The 21,430-nt window shown below is 30.6% G+C and carries 20 protein-coding genes; 2 read left to right on the top strand and 18 right to left on the bottom strand.

Annotated elements, in window-relative coordinates:
- The 3 genes from WNY78_RS06365 to WNY78_RS06355 all read right to left on the bottom strand — a co-directional run bounded on the left by WNY78_RS06365 (window position 1) and on the right by WNY78_RS06355 (window position 2,317).
- Complete coding sequence (locus WNY78_RS06365) at window positions 1-474, bottom strand: cupin domain-containing protein (RefSeq protein ID WP_342872359.1); 474 nt, start codon at window positions 472-474, stop codon at window positions 1-3.
- Between the two features lie 10 nt (window positions 475-484).
- Window positions 485-1,492 (bottom strand): zinc-binding alcohol dehydrogenase family protein, encoded by a 1,008-nt coding sequence (locus tag WNY78_RS06360; protein WP_342872358.1) that lies wholly within the window; start codon window positions 1,490-1,492, stop codon window positions 485-487.
- A gap of 150 nt (window positions 1,493-1,642) precedes the next feature.
- Entirely contained in the window at window positions 1,643-2,317 is a 675-nt protein-coding gene (locus WNY78_RS06355; protein WP_342872357.1) for an NAD(P)H-dependent oxidoreductase, read from the bottom strand.
- A 243-nt stretch (window positions 2,318-2,560) separates the two neighbouring features.
- On the opposite strand from WNY78_RS06355, the gene WNY78_RS06350 reads away from it, so the two are divergent.
- Window positions 2,561-2,905 carry a helix-turn-helix domain-containing protein gene (locus WNY78_RS06350; RefSeq protein WP_342872831.1) on the top strand — a complete coding sequence of 115 codons (345 nt, stop codon included), beginning with the start codon at window positions 2,561-2,563 and terminating at the stop codon, window positions 2,903-2,905.
- Window positions 2,906-2,955: 50 nt separating this feature from the next.
- Here WNY78_RS06350 and WNY78_RS06345 read toward each other — a convergent pair whose 3' ends face one another.
- The 8 genes from WNY78_RS06345 to WNY78_RS06310 form a co-directional block, all read right to left on the bottom strand.
- Window positions 2,956-3,408, bottom strand: a complete 453-nt coding sequence (locus WNY78_RS06345) for a hypothetical protein (protein WP_342872356.1) — start codon at window positions 3,406-3,408, stop codon at window positions 2,956-2,958.
- Between the two features lie 60 nt (window positions 3,409-3,468).
- Window positions 3,469-4,029: a hypothetical protein gene (locus WNY78_RS06340; protein WP_342872355.1), complete on the bottom strand. Its 561-nt coding sequence runs from the start codon at window positions 4,027-4,029 to the stop codon at window positions 3,469-3,471.
- A 34-nt stretch (window positions 4,030-4,063) separates the two neighbouring features.
- Complete coding sequence (locus tag WNY78_RS06335; protein ID WP_342872354.1) at window positions 4,064-4,405, bottom strand: hypothetical protein; 342 nt, start codon at window positions 4,403-4,405, stop codon at window positions 4,064-4,066.
- Between the two features lie 71 nt (window positions 4,406-4,476).
- Window positions 4,477-4,884 carry a GNAT family N-acetyltransferase gene (locus WNY78_RS06330; protein WP_342872353.1) on the bottom strand — a complete coding sequence of 136 codons (408 nt, stop codon included), beginning with the start codon at window positions 4,882-4,884 and terminating at the stop codon, window positions 4,477-4,479.
- Window positions 4,885-5,013: 129 nt separating this feature from the next.
- Window positions 5,014-5,655 carry a hypothetical protein gene (locus tag WNY78_RS06325; protein ID WP_342872352.1) on the bottom strand — a complete coding sequence of 214 codons (642 nt, stop codon included), beginning with the start codon at window positions 5,653-5,655 and terminating at the stop codon, window positions 5,014-5,016.
- 50 nt (window positions 5,656-5,705) lie between these two features.
- Window positions 5,706-6,092, bottom strand: a complete 387-nt coding sequence (locus tag WNY78_RS06320) for a hypothetical protein (RefSeq protein ID WP_342872351.1) — start codon at window positions 6,090-6,092, stop codon at window positions 5,706-5,708.
- Window positions 6,093-6,187: 95 nt separating this feature from the next.
- Window positions 6,188-8,716 (bottom strand): tail fiber domain-containing protein, encoded by a 2,529-nt coding sequence (locus WNY78_RS06315; protein ID WP_342872350.1) that lies wholly within the window; start codon window positions 8,714-8,716, stop codon window positions 6,188-6,190.
- A 140-nt stretch (window positions 8,717-8,856) separates the two neighbouring features.
- Window positions 8,857-10,344 (bottom strand): leucine-rich repeat domain-containing protein, encoded by a 1,488-nt coding sequence (locus WNY78_RS06310; protein ID WP_342872349.1) that lies wholly within the window; start codon window positions 10,342-10,344, stop codon window positions 8,857-8,859.
- A gap of 326 nt (window positions 10,345-10,670) precedes the next feature.
- Here WNY78_RS06310 and WNY78_RS06305 point away from each other — a divergent pair, with 326 nt between their 5' ends.
- Window positions 10,671-13,169 (top strand): LytTR family transcriptional regulator DNA-binding domain-containing protein, encoded by a 2,499-nt coding sequence (locus tag WNY78_RS06305; protein ID WP_342872348.1) that lies wholly within the window; start codon window positions 10,671-10,673, stop codon window positions 13,167-13,169.
- A gap of 35 nt (window positions 13,170-13,204) precedes the next feature.
- Here WNY78_RS06305 and WNY78_RS06300 read toward each other — a convergent pair whose 3' ends face one another.
- The 7 genes from WNY78_RS06300 to WNY78_RS06270 all read right to left on the bottom strand — a co-directional run bounded on the left by WNY78_RS06300 (window position 13,205) and on the right by WNY78_RS06270 (window position 21,310).
- Window positions 13,205-13,774 (bottom strand): hypothetical protein, encoded by a 570-nt coding sequence (locus WNY78_RS06300; protein ID WP_342872347.1) that lies wholly within the window; start codon window positions 13,772-13,774, stop codon window positions 13,205-13,207.
- A gap of 28 nt (window positions 13,775-13,802) precedes the next feature.
- A complete protein-coding gene (locus WNY78_RS06295) occupies window positions 13,803-14,018 on the bottom strand; it encodes a hypothetical protein (protein ID WP_342872346.1) in 216 nt (71 codons plus the stop codon).
- Between the two features lie 164 nt (window positions 14,019-14,182).
- Window positions 14,183-14,920, bottom strand: coding sequence for a LytTR family DNA-binding domain-containing protein (locus WNY78_RS06290; RefSeq protein WP_342872345.1), 738 nt, complete (start codon window positions 14,918-14,920; stop codon window positions 14,183-14,185).
- The gene (locus WNY78_RS06285; protein WP_342872344.1) at window positions 14,920-17,136 is read right to left on the bottom strand and encodes a tetratricopeptide repeat protein; all 2,217 of its coding nucleotides are present in this window, start codon (window positions 17,134-17,136) and stop codon (window positions 14,920-14,922) included. The genes WNY78_RS06290 and WNY78_RS06285 overlap by 1 nt, the downstream gene beginning before the upstream one ends.
- Window positions 17,137-17,252: 116 nt before the next feature.
- Window positions 17,253-19,028: a leucine-rich repeat domain-containing protein gene (locus WNY78_RS06280; RefSeq protein WP_342872343.1), complete on the bottom strand. Its 1,776-nt coding sequence runs from the start codon at window positions 19,026-19,028 to the stop codon at window positions 17,253-17,255.
- Between the two features lie 214 nt (window positions 19,029-19,242).
- Complete coding sequence (locus WNY78_RS06275) at window positions 19,243-19,692, bottom strand: KTSC domain-containing protein (protein WP_321226310.1); 450 nt, start codon at window positions 19,690-19,692, stop codon at window positions 19,243-19,245.
- Between the two features lie 82 nt (window positions 19,693-19,774).
- Window positions 19,775-21,310, bottom strand: a complete 1,536-nt coding sequence (locus WNY78_RS06270; protein WP_342872342.1) for an SDR family oxidoreductase — start codon at window positions 21,308-21,310, stop codon at window positions 19,775-19,777.
- Window positions 21,311-21,430: the final 120 nt, after the last annotated feature.

The following is a 21,430-nucleotide window of genomic DNA, read 5'->3' as shown; positions in this document are numbered from 1 at the left end:
TTACTTGCCTTTTTTTAAATACTCTGGAAGTTCTTTAGATAACCAATCTTGACGAACAGGAACATGCACATCTAAATCTACTGTGTCTTCTAGAGTCCAAAATTCATGAGGTACATTTTCTGGAAACACAATAACTTCTCCTGCTCCAACAATTACAATAGTTTCTTTACCATCAATAATAGTTTTGATTTTTACTTTACCAGACATGATATAGGTAATTTGTTCGTTTGGATGCTGGTGCCAAGGAATATGTGCTTCTTTTTCTAAATTGAAAATGGTCATTTGTCCTTTTTCACCATGAAACCATTTACGTTTGATGCCTTCACCTATAGTTTCTGATTCCATTTTATCAAAATCAAAATGTTGCACTTTTGAAGTTGCTACAGAATCTATGGTCGTTACTTGTGCATTTACTGTATGACTAACAAATAATATTGTTATACTTAATGCTGCAATAATCGATTTAAATTTCATATTTTTCATATTAAAATCCTTCTAAAACTATTTTACCTTTTGCTTTTCCTGTTTCTAAGAATGCATGTGCTTTGCGAAGGTTTTCAGCATTAATATTTCCGAAGTTCTCACCTAAAGTAGTTTTAATCGTTTCGTTGTCTATTAAAGTAGAGACTTCGTTCAAAATGTTGTGTTGTTCAATCATATCTTCCGTTTGAAACATAGAACGTGTAAACATAAACTCGATATGTGTTGATACTGCTTTTGCTTTAAATGGCATCACGTTAAACGATTTTGGATCGTCAATAAACCCAAATTTACCTTGTGGCTTTATGAGTTTAGCAATTTCATCTGCATGTTGCTCTGTTCCGTTTAAACTGACTACGTAATCTGGTGCAGCAAGATTGTATTTCTCTAATTCTTCACTTAATTTATGTCTGTGGTTAATAACCGAATCTGCACCCAAATCTTTTAACCATTTTGTAGTTTCTTCGCGAGAAGCCGTACCAATAATATTTAGTTTTGTTAGCTTTTTAGCTAATTGTACCAATATAGAACCTACACCTCCAGCAGCACCAATAACTAAAATGGATTTGCTAGCATCATTTTTAGCAACTTGTAATCTATCAAACAATAGTTCATAAGCTGTAAGCGATGTTAATGGCAATGCAGCAGCTTCAGCAAAAGATAAACTTGATGGTTTTTTACCAACAATACGTTCGTCTACAACTTGGTATTGTGCATAACTTCCTTGACGTGTAAAATCTCCAGCATACCAAACTTCGTCACCAATTTTAAATAAAGAGACATCCTCTCCAACTTCTTTTACTATTCCGGTAGCATCCCAACCAATAACTTTCCAATCGTCACCTTCTACTGGCATTCCTGCACGTACTTTATAATCTGCTGGGTTTACAGAAATGGCTTTAATTTCTACTAGAATATCTTTCTCAGTAGCTTTTGGTGTGCTTAATTCTATGTCTTGTAATGAATTAACATCTTCAATTGGAAGGTTTTCTTTATATCCTATTGCTTTCATTTTTTATGTTTTTGAGATTGAATGTTCTTAATTTTGTCATTCTGAGAGATCGAGAAATCTCTTAACTTAAAAGATTCTTCACTTCGTTCTGAATGACAAAGATTATTGCTATTCATGATTTCAGTTGGCTCGAATTTTAATTATTTCGAATTACTTCCAAGTTACTATATCCTCAAAATTACGTCTTGATTTTCCGAATTCTGGATCTGCTTTTCTATGTCCGAAAGCCACCATAAATGATAAACCATACTTATCTGTATCAACTCCAAATTTCTCTCTTAATAACGCTTCTGCTTTTTCTTGATGAAAGCCTTCTATCGGACAACTATCTATTCCTGTTAATGCAGCAGCTGTCATCATATTACCTAAGGCGATATAGGTTTGTTTTGAAGACCAATCAAATAATTTTTTGTCTGTATCTAAATTAAAATCACGTTCTTGAAACTCTCTGTAAAATTTAGAAAACATCTCAATCACGTCTGCTGGTAATTGTTTAACATCTTTGAGCATGGTTGATATATAATCTGAATCCCACTTTACCATTGGAGCTTTCATACTTAAACCTAATACAAAATGACTAGCAGTATCTAATTTTAATGGTGCTCCCCAAGCTACTGGTTTTAATAACTCACGTAATTCTTTGTCTTGTACTACTATAAAATGCCAAGGTTCAAACCCAAATGAACTTGGTGATAGGTTTGCTGTTTTTAAGATGAAATTAATCTCTTCATCAGAAAGTGTTTTAGTGGCATCAAATTCTTTTGTTGCATGTCTAAAATTGAATGCGTTTAATATGTCTTCTTTGGCAATGTTTGGTGTATTCATTATTATATTATTTTATGTTGTATTTATTATACTATCATTTTTATAGTGACAAAAGTATGTATAGTAATTAACTCTCACAATAACGGTCAAAAAGGATAGTATAAAAAAATTATATAAAATACTGATAAACAGTTGAATAAATTTATATTAATTTACTATAAAAAATATAGTTGTATAATTTAGTATAGTATTATATCTTTGCATTCACAGAAGCTATGAATACTATAATTTTTTAACTGTATGATGTATCAATATAAAGGAAAAGAATACCCATGTTGCGCAAGTTTAACTATGGGAATCATTGGAGGGAAATGGAAGACGGTCATATTATATCATTTAATAGATGGCACACTTCGATACAATGAATTGAGAAAAGAAATGCCTACCGTTACAGAGCGTACCTTAAGCTTACAATTAAAAACTCTGGAAGAAGATGGCATCGTTAAAAGAAAAGTATATACTTCTAAGCCACCTTTAAAAGTAGAATATTCGTTAACCGATTTGGGAAAAACGTTAATTCCGCTAATTAAATCTATTGCAGATTGGGGCGTTTTTGTTGTTGAGAAAAAAGGAGAAGTTATAGAATAGCCTTTTTTTTGTTTGAATAATAAAACTTTTATGTCAACATTACTTTAATACTAATATGTATTAAAATCTACACGCAACACGTTTATGAGTTTGGTTTGACCTTTCATGTAAGTCCCTTTTGGACCATAAGCTGTTGCTTTAATGACATCTTCTAATTCTGAAAGTTCCTGAGTGTTATAATTTTTATAGTGTATTTCATCTAGGTATTGCTTGATACCTTTATTGGCTCTAGATGTAATTGTATCGGTTTTGTTTGATTGTACAAATAATTTATATTCAGTAGCTTTAATAAATAAAGTATCTGTAAACTTTGTGCTTGTAATGTAACCATTAACTATACCATCATCATCTAGATCATGACCATGAAGAATGAATCCAGATGCTTTTAGGTTAACAGTAAGATTTGATGCTTCTGCGCTGTAAATTGCATTAGTTTCATAATTAAAACCGTCACTACATCCAGTAATGATTAGAATAATTACTACGATTAGATATTTTCTCATCTTTAATATTGACTACTATTTTAATTGTTTGCAAAAATTAAATATGATAAAAATTTATAGTTAACAATCATTCTTATTATACAATAAATCATCAAAAAGAATCTCGTTTAAGTTTTCAATAATTGTATGATCTTTTGCAAACTTAATGTCTAATAATTGATCTTCTAATATGATTTTAAATTGTTTTTTGGTACTTGGACTTATCCAAAAGCCGTTAAACTGATTATCATTGTACTCTAAAAACAAAGCTCCTGAAAAATTATCTTCAACCATGCAATAGTTCTTTTTTTGTCTGTCTGTAGTGACATCCAATAATATCCATTTGTCTTGTTTATCATATTTGTACATGCTATAAAAAAATGTTGAACCTCCACATGCACTTTCCTGTTCTTTTAAATACAATGATATTTTAGTTGTTCCATTTAAAGTGCCTTTGAATAAAGCTGATTTTAGTTTATCAGTATTCATTTTGAATTCCATACGACTAATTTCACAATTGTCATTTTCTATGTGCTTTTCAATTTCTGAGTTAAAGATTGAAACAGCTTCTTTTTTAGGTGTAGTCTCTTTATTTGTATAGGATAAAGATGCTAGTACGAAAATTATAAGTAGGTTCTTCATTTTGTTTGTTGGTTTAATTTTTCAAATTGTATCATTAAATAACATCAATGACTTTTTCTAATATATAATGTATTAATCCTGTAACAATAGTTATAGCTAAAATTACTAATAGGCGAATTCGCCATGCATTTGCTTTATGTTCTAGTTTTTTATGCAAGTAGAACACATCTATTAAGATAAAGGTTAATGCTATAAAACTTCCTATAATTGATCCAATATGAATAAATGCATACATATATAATGCATCAATAAAAATTTGAAAAACACTTTCAATTTCTGGTTTTCCTCCTAAAATAATTAGCATATAGCCAATGGCAAAAAGGAATGCAATTAGTGTCCAAATTAAATAGTTTAGAATTCGTTTTAATATACGCATTATTTCAGTGTTAAATTAACGCTCAAGGACCTATAGTTAGCGAATTTCCGAAGAGCCAATCTACAAATGTATTAGACTAAATCGTTTAACTCTCTTAATAAAAAGCAAACATCAATTTTAGTCATACCAATATGCGGATAATAAGCTTCTGCTTTGGGAGCAGCTAATAAAATAAGCGTAGCTTTTGGTGTTTCTTTTTTTGTTAATCTAATGAGTTCTTTACCTATTCCTCTTTTTTGGTACACTTCATCTACGGCTAAATCTGAAAGATATGTGCAGTAGACAACATCTGTTACAGATCTTGAAACACCAACAAGTTTATGACCATCTCTTGCTGTAATAATTAAGTTAGCGTTTTCTACCATGGCTTTGATTCTGTCAGAATCATCTACTGGTCGTCGTTCTCCAAGTGTAGATTTTATAAGTAAATCTTTAAACTCTATTGGAGACAAATCATGTTCTATTTGATACGTTATCATTGTGGCTATTTTTTTGACTCTGTAATTTATGGAACTTAAATTAATTATTAAAAACCAAATTGAATCTGGAACAATTCTTAAGATTCAATTTGGTACTTAAATGATATTTAAAGACTTAAACCGTCAATATTACTGAATTGTATATGCTTCTAGACGTTTTTCTGCGAAATGTGCACTCTGTGACGCATATGATAGTGTGCTCAAAATTTCTCCTTTTCCATCTTCTCTATAAATATGATCTATAGAATTTAGTTGATTACCATTGACATCACGTATAAAATAATGATTGTCTAAACAATAAAAATCACCTAAATTTTCTAATGTAACTACATCTTCATCATTTGATAATTTTAAATTATATGAATTAAAACTAATGTCATCAATATGACTTACAAAATGCTCATCATAATTATTATTCGAATAATTAATTTTACCCATCTGATCTATTAAATAACCTAAAGAGTCTCTTAACATAAAGTTATGTTCACCATTTTGAGGTAACACTGTAATACCATCGTTACCTGCTACGATATGCTTAAAGTTATAGTAAATATTTCCTTCTATCTCAGCAGTATGGGTAATATTAACCGTTTCTGTTACAGTCGTCGCTTCGAAAATATTTGTTGTGTTGTCCTTGACATAATATTTATATTCCCAAAAATTCCCTTCTGTTAAGGCATAAAAATTGTCACTTTCTGTGGTTTCGTTATCATTTGAGCTACATGAGCAAACCATGAATAACATCATTAAAATACTAGCAATTTTTCTCATAATTTTCTTTTTTTTTGAATTATTTTACTTTAATTATTACTTCGTTTTTATTAAGCCGAAATTTTATAAAACACACGTTCCATCTCTTCGAAAGCTTTATTTTGAGCTGGTTTTAGTAGTGCGTCTTTTATTTTATTGGTTACTATTTCTAATATATTTTGATATCTTTTTTGGCTTTTACCTAAATAGGCATTCATCATTTTGTTTGGAATAATGTAAGTCATTTTTAAAGTGTTTTTGTTTTCAAAATGAACTTTCATGCCATGAAGCGCATTTTTTTTAATGACAACGCATTGTTCCATTTGACCATCAGCATTTGTTCTAACGTCCCAACTATCATATTCTTTAGAACACTCAAAAGAAGCAGCTCTTTTTAAATAGGTATTGAGTAAATCTAAAGAATTGTACTCGCTTTTAATTGTGATTAATTTTTCCATTGGTATATATGTTTTGGTTTTTAATATTTTAGTTTGCTGGCAAATTTCCTAGGTACTCCAACCGACATCAAAAATCAAATCTAGCTTTTGAAATTTTAAGACTTTTTTAAAAGCTCTTTAATAGCTTCAATTTCCATTTGTTGCTTTTTAAGTTGTGTTTCTAATAGTTTAATTTTTGTGTTTTGGGTTTCTATGTTAGGATTCTGCCTATTTATTTCATCCTGTTGTTTAGTAATAAGTGCTTGTAGTTCTTGAATTGCTTTGATTAAAACAGGTACTAATTCTATATAAGCCATGGCTTTTAAATCTGACTTTTTACGAATTATTTTCCCTGTTACTGTATTAAAATCAACATCTTCTGTAATGACAACTTCTGGTATTACCTTTTCTACATCTTGTGCAATTAAACCTATTCTTGTTCTATCATTTGGACTTATTTCTTTGTTGTATTGATAGGTAACAGGTTTGAGATTCATAATCTGAGAAAGACCATATTGAAGTGATTTAATATTATTTTTTATGCTTCTATCTGAAAAAGTTATAAGACTATTTCCAACAATATCATCCCAATGTTCTGTGGCATTATTATTCCCTAAATCAAAACCTGAAGCAGATCCTGAAAATGGGATTACATTTCCGTTTATACCTAAATTATCACTTCCTAAATTTGCAATTTCTAAATGATTTGAATTCCCTACAATACCAACCTCTATTGTTCCATTAAATCTAATGATGTCATTATCAAATTCACCGTAGATTAAAGCACTGTCAGCATTATTCCATGTGTTTTCTATATATAATTTATTATCTCCTACTTCATTAGAACCTGCTTGATAACCAATTGCCACATTATTACTACCTACTGTATTGTATTGTAAAGATTGAGAACCAATAGCTATATTATTACTTCCTGTGGTATTCCTGATTAAGGATGAAAGCCCATATGCTATATTGTTAGTACCAGTGGTATTTGCATGTAAAGTTTTAAACCCTATTGCTATATTACTCCAACCTGAGATATTATTAAACAAAGGTTCAAAGCCATGCGCAATATTATAACTACCACTTACATTAGAGTATAAAGGTTGAGAGCCAGTTGCTATATTATAATTGCCTGTGGAATTTGTACGTAAAGATCTATCTCCATTTGCTATATTATTACTACCTGTTGTATTAGAATATAATGATTGATAGCCATTTGCAATATTATGAGAACCTGTTGAATTAGCGCGTAAAGCGTTATCACCATTTCCTATATTATTACTACCTGTGGAGTTAAATCGCAAGGCTTGATTTCCGTTTGCAATATTATTACTACCCGTAGAATTTCCGAATAAAGAGAAAAAACCATTGGCTATATTATTTTCACCTGTTGTATTAGTTTGCAAAGATTGATTTCCATTAGCAATATTATTAGAGCCTGTGGTGTTAGATCGAAGAGAGAAATAACCCGATGCTATGTTATTAGTTCCTGTTGTATTATTTCGCAAAGATTGATAACCTTCTGCTTTATTGTTATCACCTGTTGTATTATTATATAAAGAATGATAACCATTAGCTATATTATTATCACCAGTTGTATTATTATGTAAAGAAGATTGACCCACTGCTATATTGTAATTACCAGTTGTGTTGTTATGTAAAGAAGCAGATCCTGTTGCTATATTATAAATACCAGTTGTATTATCTCTTAAAGAATTAACGCCAATTGCTATATTACCTTCACCTGTAGTATTAGACCATAAAGAACGATGTCCTATTGCTAAATTATGAAACCCAGTTGTGTTTGATGATAATGATTCTGAACCGTTAGCAATATTAGCATTACCTGTAGTATTAGCGTTTAAAGATAAAAAGCCAGTTGCTATATTAAGATCACCTGTAGTGTTGTGTTGTAAAGCAGCATAACCCATTGCTAGATTACCACCTCCTATTGTATTTGAGAGTAAAGAAAAACTACCAACAGCTATATTATGAGAACCAGTGGTACTAGATGCTAAAGTGCGATGACCAATTGCCAAATTATAATTACCTATTACGTTAGAATGTAATGATTGATATCCGTTAGCCACATTAGCAATACCTGTAGTATTAGCAAATAAAGATTGATAACCCAATGCAACATTATACTCTCCTGTTGTGTTTGATGATAAAGCTTCAAAACCAAGACCAACATTTCTATTATTGGATTCGTCATCATTAGCACCTGCATTTATACCTAAAAATACAGACGAACCATTATCTGAACCATCAAAATCACTTTTTCCATCAAACAGATCATCTATACGATTGATATTTCCACCTGCCTCAAGTGGAATCCATGAAGTTGTGCTGTTTTTCCAATAGTAAAAAGTATTATCAGCTGTTACAAAAACCAGCATTCCGTTTTGAGCTGCTGTTGGATTAACACTAGGAAAATTATCAATTTTTGGGATTAAAAGTCCGTCATTTTGTGCAGGTAACACTTGATTTGAAGATCTAACATCTAATGTAGCATTGGGATTCGTGGTGTTGATACCTACTTGAGCGTAGGACGAAAAACAAAATCCCATTAGCAAAATAACTATAGTAAAAGTGTTATTAATTCTTATATGAAGTACTGTTTTAAAATGTGAGATTTTCATGATATTATTAGTTATCTATAAATAACACTAACTATTCAAAAACTAAAGTAACTTTAAAAAACCCTTCAAAAAATAGGGAATCATTTTTTGAAGGGTTTTAGAAGATAAGTGCTAGGATTGATTTTATATTCGTTTGTGATTTATTTTACAAACCTTTTGATAAATGTACCTTTATCAAAATTTAGCTTTAAAACATAGATGCCATTAGCCAAAAACGATGTAGAAATTTCACTTTCAGCACCTGTAGCGACTTTTGCTCCTGTAATACTATAAATGGCATAATTTTCTAATCTAACACTATCAGATGAGATTACTTTTAATGCATTTGGATTAGAAACTACAATTATGTCATTTGCAAATTCGAAATTTGAAGTACTTAAAGTAGCATCAAGTGTGACTGGGTTGAAACCTGTCCAATCAGCACCAGGATTTGGATTTGTAACATATACATCCAAAGTACCTGGTGGTATGTGTAAATGAATATTACTACGATTAGCGAAACTAGTAAAAGTATCATCTGTAATGGTTGGAGGTGTTGTATTTTCAGAATATACATCTGTTAATAATGGATTATCACTAAAAGCATTAGTACCAATATTTGTTACACTATTTGGTATAGTGATAATTGTCAAAGGAGCATAACGAAAAGCAGCAGCTTCTATATTTGTAACATTGTTGCCTAATACTACACTATTTAGATAGTTAATGCCTGCAAAAGCACCAATACCAATAGTAAGAACACTGTCAGGAATTGTAACAGTCTGTAAATTAGTAGACACAAAAGCAGTATCACCTATGGCAAGCACACTATTAGGGATTGTTACACTTGTAATCCCACTATTAAAAAAAGCACTATTACCAATACTTACAACACTATATTCAGTACAAGCACTAGTAACAGTTGGAGGTATATCAACATCAGTTCCTCCAGCTGTGTTATAATTCGTTATTGTAACTTCGCTATTTGGAGTAGCATTAATTTGATACGTTATATTATCAACTTCAAAAACACCTGTGAGTCCTGCAGCAACACTATTAAAACCTGTCCATTGTGCAGTAGCGTATGCACTTGTTGTACCTGTTGGTATGGATAAATCAATATTGGTATGGTTTCCAAAAGAATCATCAGGAATAATAATTGGTGGTGTCGTTGCTTCAGAAACTATACAGGTTAATTGATTATTGTTGTTAAAAGCAAAATGTCCAATATTAGTAACGGTACTAGGAATAATTAAATTTGTTAAATCACAATCACTAAAAGCATTATTTCCAATACTCACGATTCCATTTTGCAATGTCACACTTGTTAAATTCAAATTACCGAAAAAAGCGGCAGATTCAATACTAGTAACACTATTAGAAATTTCAACACTAGTCAATCCTTTTTGAAGAAAAGCAGCAATGCCAATATTAGTAACATCAAACGCTACAGTACTATAAGAAACTGAAGCTGGTACATTAACCACTGAACCTCCAGCAATATTGTAGTCTATAGCTTCAACAGTATCAGGTGCTATAGAAGTAACTTGATAGGTTATAAAATTGTCAACAAAGGTATCTCCAATGGTTTGCGAATACCCTATTATAGTAATTAATAGAGTCATTAAAATAAGTAGTTGTTTTTTCATAATTAAATTTGGATTTAAATTCGTAATATTTTTTAATTAGTTCCGAATCTATTAATTAGAGTATAAATAAACATCGCTTTAAAACACCTTTGTGATGAACACCACACAAAAAAGTGACAAAAAATTTATTACTATTTATTAATTCTAAAATCAATTTCGATACGCTTAAAATGACTGATATACTTGCAATTGTGACGAATACACCTAAAATAGTGACAAACACAATACACAGTATGTAAAGCCTATTTTAAATAATATTACATTTGTTTAAAACAACCGAATTGATATTTCGCTATTCCATTTTTATTTTATTTTTAAGTTTTCAAATGAGCTTTTCCCAAGCACCTATTTACAAACATTTTGGTGTTGATGATGGTTTGCCAAGCTCTGAAGTCTATGATATTTACCAAGACAAAGAAGGTTATATTTGGTTTGCTACAGATAAAGGATTGTCAAGATTTAATGGTTATGAATTTGAAAACTTCACTACAAAAGATGGTTTGTTAGACAATACGATATTAGATTTTTATCCTCAAGAAAACGGACAGGTTTGGGCTTATGGTTATCACAGCCAAAGTCTTTTTTATTTTGATGATGTGTTTGACGGATTTAAAACATATGAACATAATGATATCTTGAAACAACAACTAAATCCAAGTACTATTTTAAAAAGTATTGTTGTTGATGAAAAACAGACATTATTTATTGGTGGTTATGGGTTATGTGGTTTAATTGAAATCACTAAAGAAGGCCAACTTATAAGACAATATGATCTGAACTTAATTTCAGACACACCAACAGGAAATAAAGATGTAAATCTAGGTATTCAAACTAAAAATGGTGTGTTATTTTCAATATGTAGTGACTATAAATCAACAGAAGATGTCTTATTTATTAATCCTGAATACATTATAGATTCTAGGCTTGAGCTTGCCATACTAAACGATAATGAATCCATTTTTATTGACAAAGAATTGGGTGTTTTATCAAAAAATGGAGAAACACGTTATTATAATGCACACAAGAGTCCTGTTGGTATAAAACGAATTAATGATCATTTATTCTTTGTTGGTTATTATAACAATGGTGCAGAAATTAGAGATGTATCGGGAGAAATCATTGAACGGTTTCTACCAAAAAAAACGGTAACTAATTTCTTAATAGATACTGAGGGAAGCTATTGGTTTAGCACTTTAGATGATGATGTGTTTTACGTAAAAAATCCAAATTTGAAAGTGTACACAGAACAACATGTAACTTCTATAGTTAAAAATGACAACAACGTTCTATATGCAGGCTTTTATAACGGTAATATTATACGTATTACACAAAAGAGAAGAGACACACTGTATAAAGCACAAAACACAAGTCATGCTTTAGTTGAATTTGACAACGTTCATAATGTTTTGTATGGATATAGTGAAGACAAACTTATGAAGTTTGCAAAACAAAAACACACATTATATACTTATGTTAGAAAGTTTCCTGAGCACATTGGTAAGCCATTATTAAGGTCAATTACCCACGGATTTAGTACAATTGAAAATGACAGTATTACGCTGTTTTCTCTAAATCAAAAAGTACAGGATGTTTGTATGTATAAAAACGATGTTTTAATTGGAACTTCATCTGGATTATTCATACAAAAAGATAGTATTATTAAACCTTATCAACCCGTAGATATTCTAAAATCAAGAATAGACGATCTTGATGTTAATCACAATACAAATACTGTTTATATAGCAACTCAAGGTTCTGGAGTTGTTGTGTATGGAGATTCTATTTATAGCATAAATAAGGAAAAAGGACTCACTAACGATATTGTAAGTGAGGTACATATTGAAAACGATTCTATTGTTTGGGCTTGTACAAATTCAGGGTTAAATAGAATTGCTTTTAAAACTAATAACACCTATAGCATTACAACTATTACTAAAGCAGATGGCTTACTAAGTAACGATATTGATGATGTTGAAATTATTAACGATACTGTTTGGGTGGCCACAAAGAAAGGTTTGTGTTATTTTAAAAAGGAGGTAATATTAGAAAAGGAGGCTTCAAAAATCTTATCATTAACATTAAAAGACGTATCTGTAAACAATGTATTCATAGATAAAGATAATATCAAGTTAAAATATAATCAAAATAATATAGACTTTACGCTTCAAGCAATATCACATAAAAACACAAATAATATAAATTACTTGTATCGTTTAAAAGAAATAGATAGTCATTGGACGAGTACAAGAAATAGAAAAATTAGTTTTCCGTCTTTGTCACCTGGTAATTACACTTTTGAAGCTAAAGCATCATTGATACATAGCCTAAGTGATAATCAAATTAATTACAATTTTAAAATCCGACCACCTTTTTGGAAAAGCTGGTGGTTTTATAGCCTTTGTACTCTATTATTTGCAGGATTAGTATATCTGTTTTTTAAAATACGTGTGCTAACATACAATAAGGATATTATTAGAGAACTAATTAGATTAACTATTAAACGTTTGAAACGAAAAGAACAATTTTATAATTTTAGATCTAATGGTGAAGATTTTAAAATCCCAAGTCATGATATTCTACATATAAAATCTCAAGGCAATTATTTAGATATTTCTACTACCAAAAAAACGTATACTATTCGTTGTAAAATTGGCGATTTTATAGCCACTACTCCTGATGCCTTAGAATATTTAAGAGTTCATCGGTCTTATATAATTAGAATAGATCAAGTCTCTAGTAAAGGAAAAAATTGGGTCGTAATTAACGGTGAAAAAATCCCAGTTGGAGAAACTTACTTAAGTCAATTAGAAAAAATTCAATTTTAGCTTAAAAAAGATTATTTATTATAGTAGGTTAAAAATTAATAATCCATGTTTATAAGTTCACCATTGAGATTATATCGAAATGTAAATGTAGTGCCACCATGTTCTGGTTTTAATAGTACTGTATATTCGGTTTTTGAAACATCTCCATTTTTTGGAAATTTCACGAAAGCCATATTTAAGGTTGGGTTTTCAATGTCTTTATCGGCTGTTAATTGAACACTAGATTTTTCGGTAAGCTCTCCCAATTTTATTAGACTAATTTTATTGTTTAACTGATACATAAAATCTTCTGCTTTTGAACCTTCAGGTACTTCAATAGAAATGTCTTGGTTTTGTTGCCAAACACCTTGTGTTTGATTCCACTGTCCCATTTTTAAAGAACTAGGATCTTGAGTTACAGTAACACCAACAATATTGCCAATAGATTGATTATAAACGATACTGATATCTGTGAAATAAGCATCGTCACCAAATTCACTTAGTATTTGGCTTTGAATTTCTGAAAAACCATCTGCTGTTGCTGGTTGTTTTGCTGAATTGCCTCCACAAGAAAATAATATTATTGCGGTAATTACTAGTACTGATATAAGTTTTAATGTTTTCATTTTAATCTGGTTTTAGTTGATATTATAATTATGCTTCATCATCTTCATTTCCGAAGAGAAAAAATAGAGCTCCTCCTCCAACGATTAAGAGAATTCTAATAATCCATCCCATAGCATTTCCCCATATGTCTATCCATGAAAGCAATCTAATGTTGTAATTAAACAGTGAGAGGGCAATTGACATAATGCCTAAAGCTGCAAGAAACAAACCTCCTTTACCTAATTTTGATTTAATAGTGTCCATATAATGATTTTATCGATTAGAGAGATAAATGTATATGGTATATTTGAAGAAAGAAATAGGAAATCTATTTCAGAGCATTAAGAATCAATAAGTGCGATACTTGATGCATTATCCGTAAAAGTAAATATTAGAGTTAATTACAGAAAAATAAAAACTACAGAATTTTAGCTTTTATTCCAGTTTAAAAATGTGGATAAAAAAGTGTCTTTTTTCCTTGAAGATACTGGGATTTTCTTTCCGTTTTTTAAATGAATCTGTCCAGACTTATCATATTTATCTATAAACTTTAAGTTCACCATAAACGATTGATGTGGACGCGTAAAATTAGCATTAGAAAGCTGCTCTTCAAATTCCTTTAAGGTTTTTGATACCATATATTTTTTGCCGTCACTACAGTAAAATGTAGTATAACCTTTATCTGTTTCACAAAATAGTAACTCATTTAAATCTATCACTTGAAAACTATCATGAAGCGATAATATCAATTGAGTCCCTTCATTTTTCCAGACCTGTTTGACGGTATTAATTTGTTTTTTTTGTTCGGAAATAGGCAATGCATAAACTTTCTTTAATGCTGTTTGAAGCTCTTCTACATCTACAGGCTTTAATAAATAATCAACTGCACCAATTTTTAAAGCTTGTAGAGCGAATTCCTCATAAGCCGTTATAAAAATAACCTTGAAGCTTAGGTGTTCGGTCTGGTCTAAAAAATCAAAACCTGTACCATCTGTAAGATTTATATCAAGAAAAATCAACTCTGGTTTACAAGCATTGGCAATAATTACAGCTTCTTTTACAGATTCACATTCTCCAATGATTTGTGTATCTGTGTCTATTAACTGTAATAAATTGAGTAAACCTTTCCTAATGTATGCTTTGTCTTCTACAATTAATGCCTTCATTATGCAATATGTTTTTTATAAGGAATTACTAAAGTAACGATGGTACCTTGCTCATTGAATTTTTGTCTGTTTTCAATGGTTACAGAACCATTGGTTTTAAATTCATTTGATACTATTTTTAATCGTTCATTAGTAATTGTCGTAGCTAATGATCTTTTATGTTTCTTTTTTTGCGTCTTTTGAAAGTTAATACCAATACCATTATCTTTAATCGTACAAATTAAATCTTTATTAGAATATTTAAGTTGGATATCAATTTTTCTATCTTCTTTTTGATTTTGAAACCCGTGTTCTATGGCATTTTCAATAAAGGGTTGAATGAGCATTGGAGGAATTTCAAATGCAGTAGTATCTATATTTTCATCTACTAAAATTGTATATTGATACGTTTGGCTTACTTCTAAATTCTGAAGTTCTAAATAGTTATTTACTGCTGTTAATTCTTCATGAAGAGGCACCACTTTATCTCTAGAATTTTCCAAAGTAATCCGTAATAATTTTGAAAATTTAGAAAGGTATAAAACAGATTTTTTATCTTCTTTATTTAAAATCATTCCTTGTAATACAGATAATGAATTAAAAATAAAATGTGGCGTCATTTGAGATCGCAATAACTTTTGTTCTATTTCTATATTTTGAGCTTTTGATTTTACATTTGTATATTTTTGATAAAAAATAACGCCTCCTAGTAGTATTGAAACCATTAGAAATCCGATAATTGCCCATAAGTAACTCTGTTTAGATTTTTCTAAATCGCTGTTGGTTGCTGTTAGTGTTTTGGTTAATTTTAATTCCCTAATACTTGCTGAGTCTAGCGCTTGTTTGTATTTATATTCGTATTCTAATTGTGTGATTTTTTCAATATTTTCATTATTAAAAAGACTGTCGTTTAATTTTTTAAATAGTTGATGACTTTCAAAAGCTTTTTTATAATTACCTGTTTTATCATAAACGCTTGCTAGTACTCCTGATGCTAATTTTTGCTGTGCTAAAAGTTCTAAATCATCTGCTAATTGTTTTCCTTTTAGAGCATGATCTAGAGCTTTAGAATAATTTTCAAGTGCAACATATGTCTGTGCTAAACCAATATGTGCATGGCACGTATAAATCTTGTCTTCACTAGATACACTTAATTCTAAACAGGTTTTGTAATTTTCTAACGCCATTATAGGCTCACCCATTGAAAGGCGTAAATCTCCTAGTTGAAAATTACCAGCACTCAATTCTGATTTATCATTAATTTCTTTACTTATGTACAAAGACGCTGTCATGTAGTCTAATGCTTTATCAAATTCTTTCAAATCGGCGTATACAGCTCCAATATTAATTAAGCAACTGGCTATCATACTCCTATTCTCTATTTCTTTACTAAGCTCTAATGATTCTTCTAGATACCTAAGTGTCTTATCATACTGCTTCCATTCATAATAAACTGCACTCATATTAATAGTCGCTAATGCAATTCCATCCTTGTTATTGTCTTCTCTATGAATAGATAAACACTTATTAAAATATTTTAAAGCTTCTGTGTATTTACCTTGATTGAGGCAAATAGCACCTATATTATTCAAAGAACCTAAGCCTAATTTTTTATTTCCTAATTGTTCCCTAATAACATATGATTGTTTAAAGAAATTGACAGCATCGTCCAAATTCCCTTTTGAATGAGAGATGACTCCTATATTATTTAACATAGAAGCTTGCTGCTCTAAATCACCATTTTGTTTACTGTAATTCAAAACTTTTTCAAAATATTCTAAAGCCTTATCTAGATCATTTTTATTAAGTGCTAAAATACCTAAGCTAATGTATGTCGCGTTAACACCATCTTGATCGTTTATCTCTTCATATAAATTAAGTGCACTTATGGCATCCTCTTCAGCCTCATCCAATTCTGATTTTTTTCGATGATTTATACTTAACCTTATAAAACTTCTTGCCTCACCTTTTTTGTAATTTAGTTGCTTTGCTAAACTATTTGCTTCTTGAGCTTTTTCTTCGGATTTTTTGGAGTCAAAACTAGAATAATTTGAAGAAAGTGCGTTTAATAAATTAACCTTGGTAGTATCATTCTCTTTATGGTTTAATAAAACATTTTTTAAACTATCTATAACTTTCTCCTGTGAAAAACTTAGTGATGGAAAAGACAATAAGAGAATTAAAAAAACAAGAGTTGTTTTGATGACTTTCATATAAATTGAATGATTATTTTTCAATATTTCTATTTTTCAGAAATACTATCGAAATATATAGTAATTATTATAAATTAAACTAACCGCAAACACTTTAATTAAAAAGCATTGCGGTTAATTAAAAAATGAAACAGACTGTTTTACTTCACAAACTTTTTTGTGAGTTTACCTGTGTCAAAAGTCAGTTCTAAAATATAAATCCCTTTAGATAGAACATCAATTGCTATAGTATTTTCCGTGCCTGATTTAACTTTAGCACCAGTTATACTGTATATCGTATAATTTTTTAATGTTGCATAATTGGATGTGATTATTTTAAGCTCTTCTGCAGTTGTAATAATTTTTATACTATTCGTTAATTCAAATTCTGGTGTGTTTAATGCTGCATCTTCAGTTACTGGGTTAAAACCTGTCCAATCAGCACTAGGGTTTGGATTTGTAACGTATATGTCTAATGTACCAGATGGTATGTGTAAATGAATAGTACCACGTTCCGCAACTCCGAAAGTATCTGTAGAACCTCCTGTAGTTATAGTTGGAGGCGTTGTGCCAAGAGAATAAACATCTGTTAAGTTATTATCAGCAAAGACATAAGTACCAATACTGACGATACTACTAGGTATAGTTACGGTTTCTAAAAGGTTATTCCAAAAAGTAAAATTACCCAAGCTTGTAACACTATTAGGAATAGATACACTAATTAATTCATTAACGCTAAAAGCACTATTACCAATACTTACAACACTATTAGGAATAGTAACATTACTCAAATTGTTATTATTAAATGCACTATTACCAATACTTACAACACTATTAGGCATATTTAAAATTGACAATTGGTTACTTTTAAATGCATTTTGACCAATACTTGTAACATTACTTGGAATAGTAAAAGTAACACTAGTTAAACTATTACTTAAAAAAGCACCAACACCAATATCTGTAACACTAAATTCGATACAACCACTAACAACAGTAGCAGGTATATCTACAACAGTACCACCTGCTGTATTATAATCTGTAATAGTGACTTCATTATTTGGAGTCGCATTAATTTGATAGGTTATATGATCTACCACAAAAGTGTCAGTAAGACCTTCTGCAACACTATTAAAACCTGTCCATTGAGCAGCTCCATATGCACTTGCTGTGCCAGATGGTATAGATAAATCAATATTACTACGATCTCCACTAATATGAAACGTATCATTAGTACCCGTAGTTATTGCTGGAGCTGTTGTAGATTCAGATATAACACAAGTTAATGGGTTATACCGGAATACAGAATCGCCTATGCTTGTAACAGCGTTTGGAATAGTAATATTTGTTAGTTGATTAGAGGTAAAAGCATTATCTCCAATACTTGTAACAGCGTTTGGAATAGTAATACTTTGCAATTGATTATTAGAAAAAAGAAAAGCAGAAATACTTGTGATACTGCTGGGAAGTGTAACACTTATTAATTGATTAAGTTGAAACGCACCAGCTCCAAGAGTAGTAACACTATCTGGAATTGTTATAGTTGTAAGTAGATTTGAATAAAAAGCATAAAACCCAATACTTGTAACACTGTTAGGAATCGTTATACTTGTCAAATTATTTATAAAAAAAGCATATAAACCAATATTTGTAACACTGTTAGGAATCATTACACTCGTTAATTGATTTTCTCTAAAAGCATTTACACCAATACTAGTAACAGTATATGTTGTAGTAACAGTACTAACGGTATTGTCAACCGTAGATGGTATATCAATATCAGTACCTCCAGTTATATAGTCCTTTACTTCAACAGTAGTAGCTGAAGTTATATTGTACTCTAAAGTATTGTTATTATTATCAAGAGCTGTAAAGGTCTGCGAATACCCAATTACAACAGTAAATAAGGTTATTAAAATAAGTAGTGTTTTTTTCATAATAAATGGGTTTTAAAAGTTAATTTAAAGCCAAAGTAGTTTGATAAAACACACTAAGAAATAGGGAATCTTTTTTTGAGTAGTTTGAAACAATAAGCGTTTAGATTGATTATATATTCGTTTTTATACTATTTCATTTTAATGATAAAACACAAAAAAGCCACAAATAACAAGTAGTTGTGGCTTTTTATATTTTAATTTAATAGGAGTTCTATTATGCTTCCTCAAGCGTACGTTTAGATTTTCTATACGTGTATTTTGGGAAAATAGCACGTTTAGCAAAACGATTGATTTTACCACTATTGACCATCTTGATATAAACTTGTTTAGTAACACCAAAGTATTCATAAGTTGATCCATCAAGAAAAGTAATTTCTAGTAACATCCCTTTATGTTGATAATCATCAATACCTACATTTGTAATTGTTTCTGTATAAGCCTCTAAATTTGCTGCTTTCGTTTCTGGAGCCATACTCACTAAAAAGTGGTAGCCATCAATAATACTTCTACTTTGAATCTCAGCTTCTTCCTGTAATTCGTGACCATCTTGAAATTTATCAGGATGCCATTCCTTTACTAAATTACGATACGATTTTTTAAGAATTTTTAAATCGATTTCGTTTTCTATTCCAAAAAGTTTCTTGTATTGTTTTATGCGTTTCATTTCAACTATTGTTTGAGCGCGCGAAAGTACGTCCTATTTTTAAATGAATTGCAATACTTTGAGCTTTAATATTTAATAAATCTTACCAATCAATAGGAAAATAATCCTTTAAAAACTTCCCACACCAATGTTTTCCTGTGTTTATCCCATCAATTAAAGGATCCATAACACGAGCTGCTCCGTCAACAATATCTAAAGGTGGCTGGAAATCATGCACTTCAATTTTCTTTTTAGATAACTCAGCTGGATCTTCATCGGTTACCCAACCTGTATCCACAGCATTCATGTAAATCCCAGATTTAGCAAAGGTGGCTGCAGATGTATGTGTCAACATATTTAAAGCAGCTTTTGCCATATTGGTATGTGGATGACGGTCTTCCTTTTTAAATCTATGGAACTTCCCTTCCATTGCAGACACATTAATAATATGTTTTTTACCCGTGTTTTCTTTCTTCATCAAATTAGATAAACGGTTACACAATACAAAAGGTGCAACTGCATTTACTAATTGAACTTCAACCATTTCAGTCGTTTCAATTTCACCTAAGGTTAAACGCCAACTGTTTGTTTTTCTTAAATCTACTTGTTGTAAATCTGCATCTAATTCACCTTCAGGAAATACTTCTTTAGCTTGTAAAGCGTTATCAAAACTGTATGGGATTTGAGACAATTCCGCAGATGAACGCAAACCAATTCCTGGTTCTGGACCATGCCATGTCACTGGCAACATATCGTTTTTAGCAGTTTTTGAAGTTGGTATGCTCAAATCTGTCAATTCTTGCAAGCAACTGATATGACTTTTCAATAAGTCTTGAGCTCTATGTGGTAATTCTGAAATTGGCCTTTTCTCATTTTCCATCAAGTGGAAATAAAATCCGGAAGGTCGCCTAACCGTCTGTGCAGCATTATTTATCAAAATATCTAATCGAGAATACTGCTGTTCTATATAATTACAAAAAATCTCTACACTTGGGATATGTCGTAAATCCAACCCATGAATATGCAAACGATCACTCCATTTGCTATAATCATCTTCTTTAGAAAACCTAATTGCAGAATCTGCAGGAAATCGTGTCGTTGCAATAACTGTTGCTCCAGATCGTAACAACATCAACGTAATATGATAACCAATTTTTAATCGCGAACCTGTAATCACAGCAACCTGATCAGTCAAATCTGTGGTTTGAAAACGTTTGGCATAATTCAAATCACCACAATCTGTACACATCGTATCATAAAAATGATGCAATTTGGTATATACTGTTTTACAAACGTAACAGTTTCTTGGCGATTCTAATTCTGGAGTGTCTTTTAGAGTTTGAGCTGGTGCCAATAATTTTGGAGCAGTAAAAACACTAGCTTCTCGAGCAGAACGAATACCAGTTTCTTTTCGTGCATGCTTATCACGAGCAATCATCTTGCGTTTTATGGCTTTTTTCGCGTCTTTTTTCCGACGTTTATGTTCCTCACGACTTGGTCTAGACAATTGACCAGCGACTTTAATAAGCGCTACTCTCTGGTCTTCTGGGAGTTCATAAAGCTGATTAGAATCCTCTAATATCTTCTGTAAAGTTGCAATACAGAACTCTATGTCATCATTTAAATTAGTCTCACTCATGTCAATTAAATACTCATTTTTATGTCGTGCGCAAGATACATAAGCAGTTTCAAATTGTATCCCTTTTTTTCTTCGGAAATTTTAAACCTTCAAAAAATATCTGCAAAATTATAATTGTAG

The organism is Psychroserpens sp. AS72 (genome assembly GCF_038900375.1).
In the GTDB taxonomy this organism is placed as follows: Bacteria; Bacteroidota; Bacteroidia; order Flavobacteriales; family Flavobacteriaceae; genus Psychroserpens.
The sequence above is the reverse complement of the archived record's forward strand: the minus strand, read 5'-3'. Positions and strand labels throughout refer to the sequence as shown.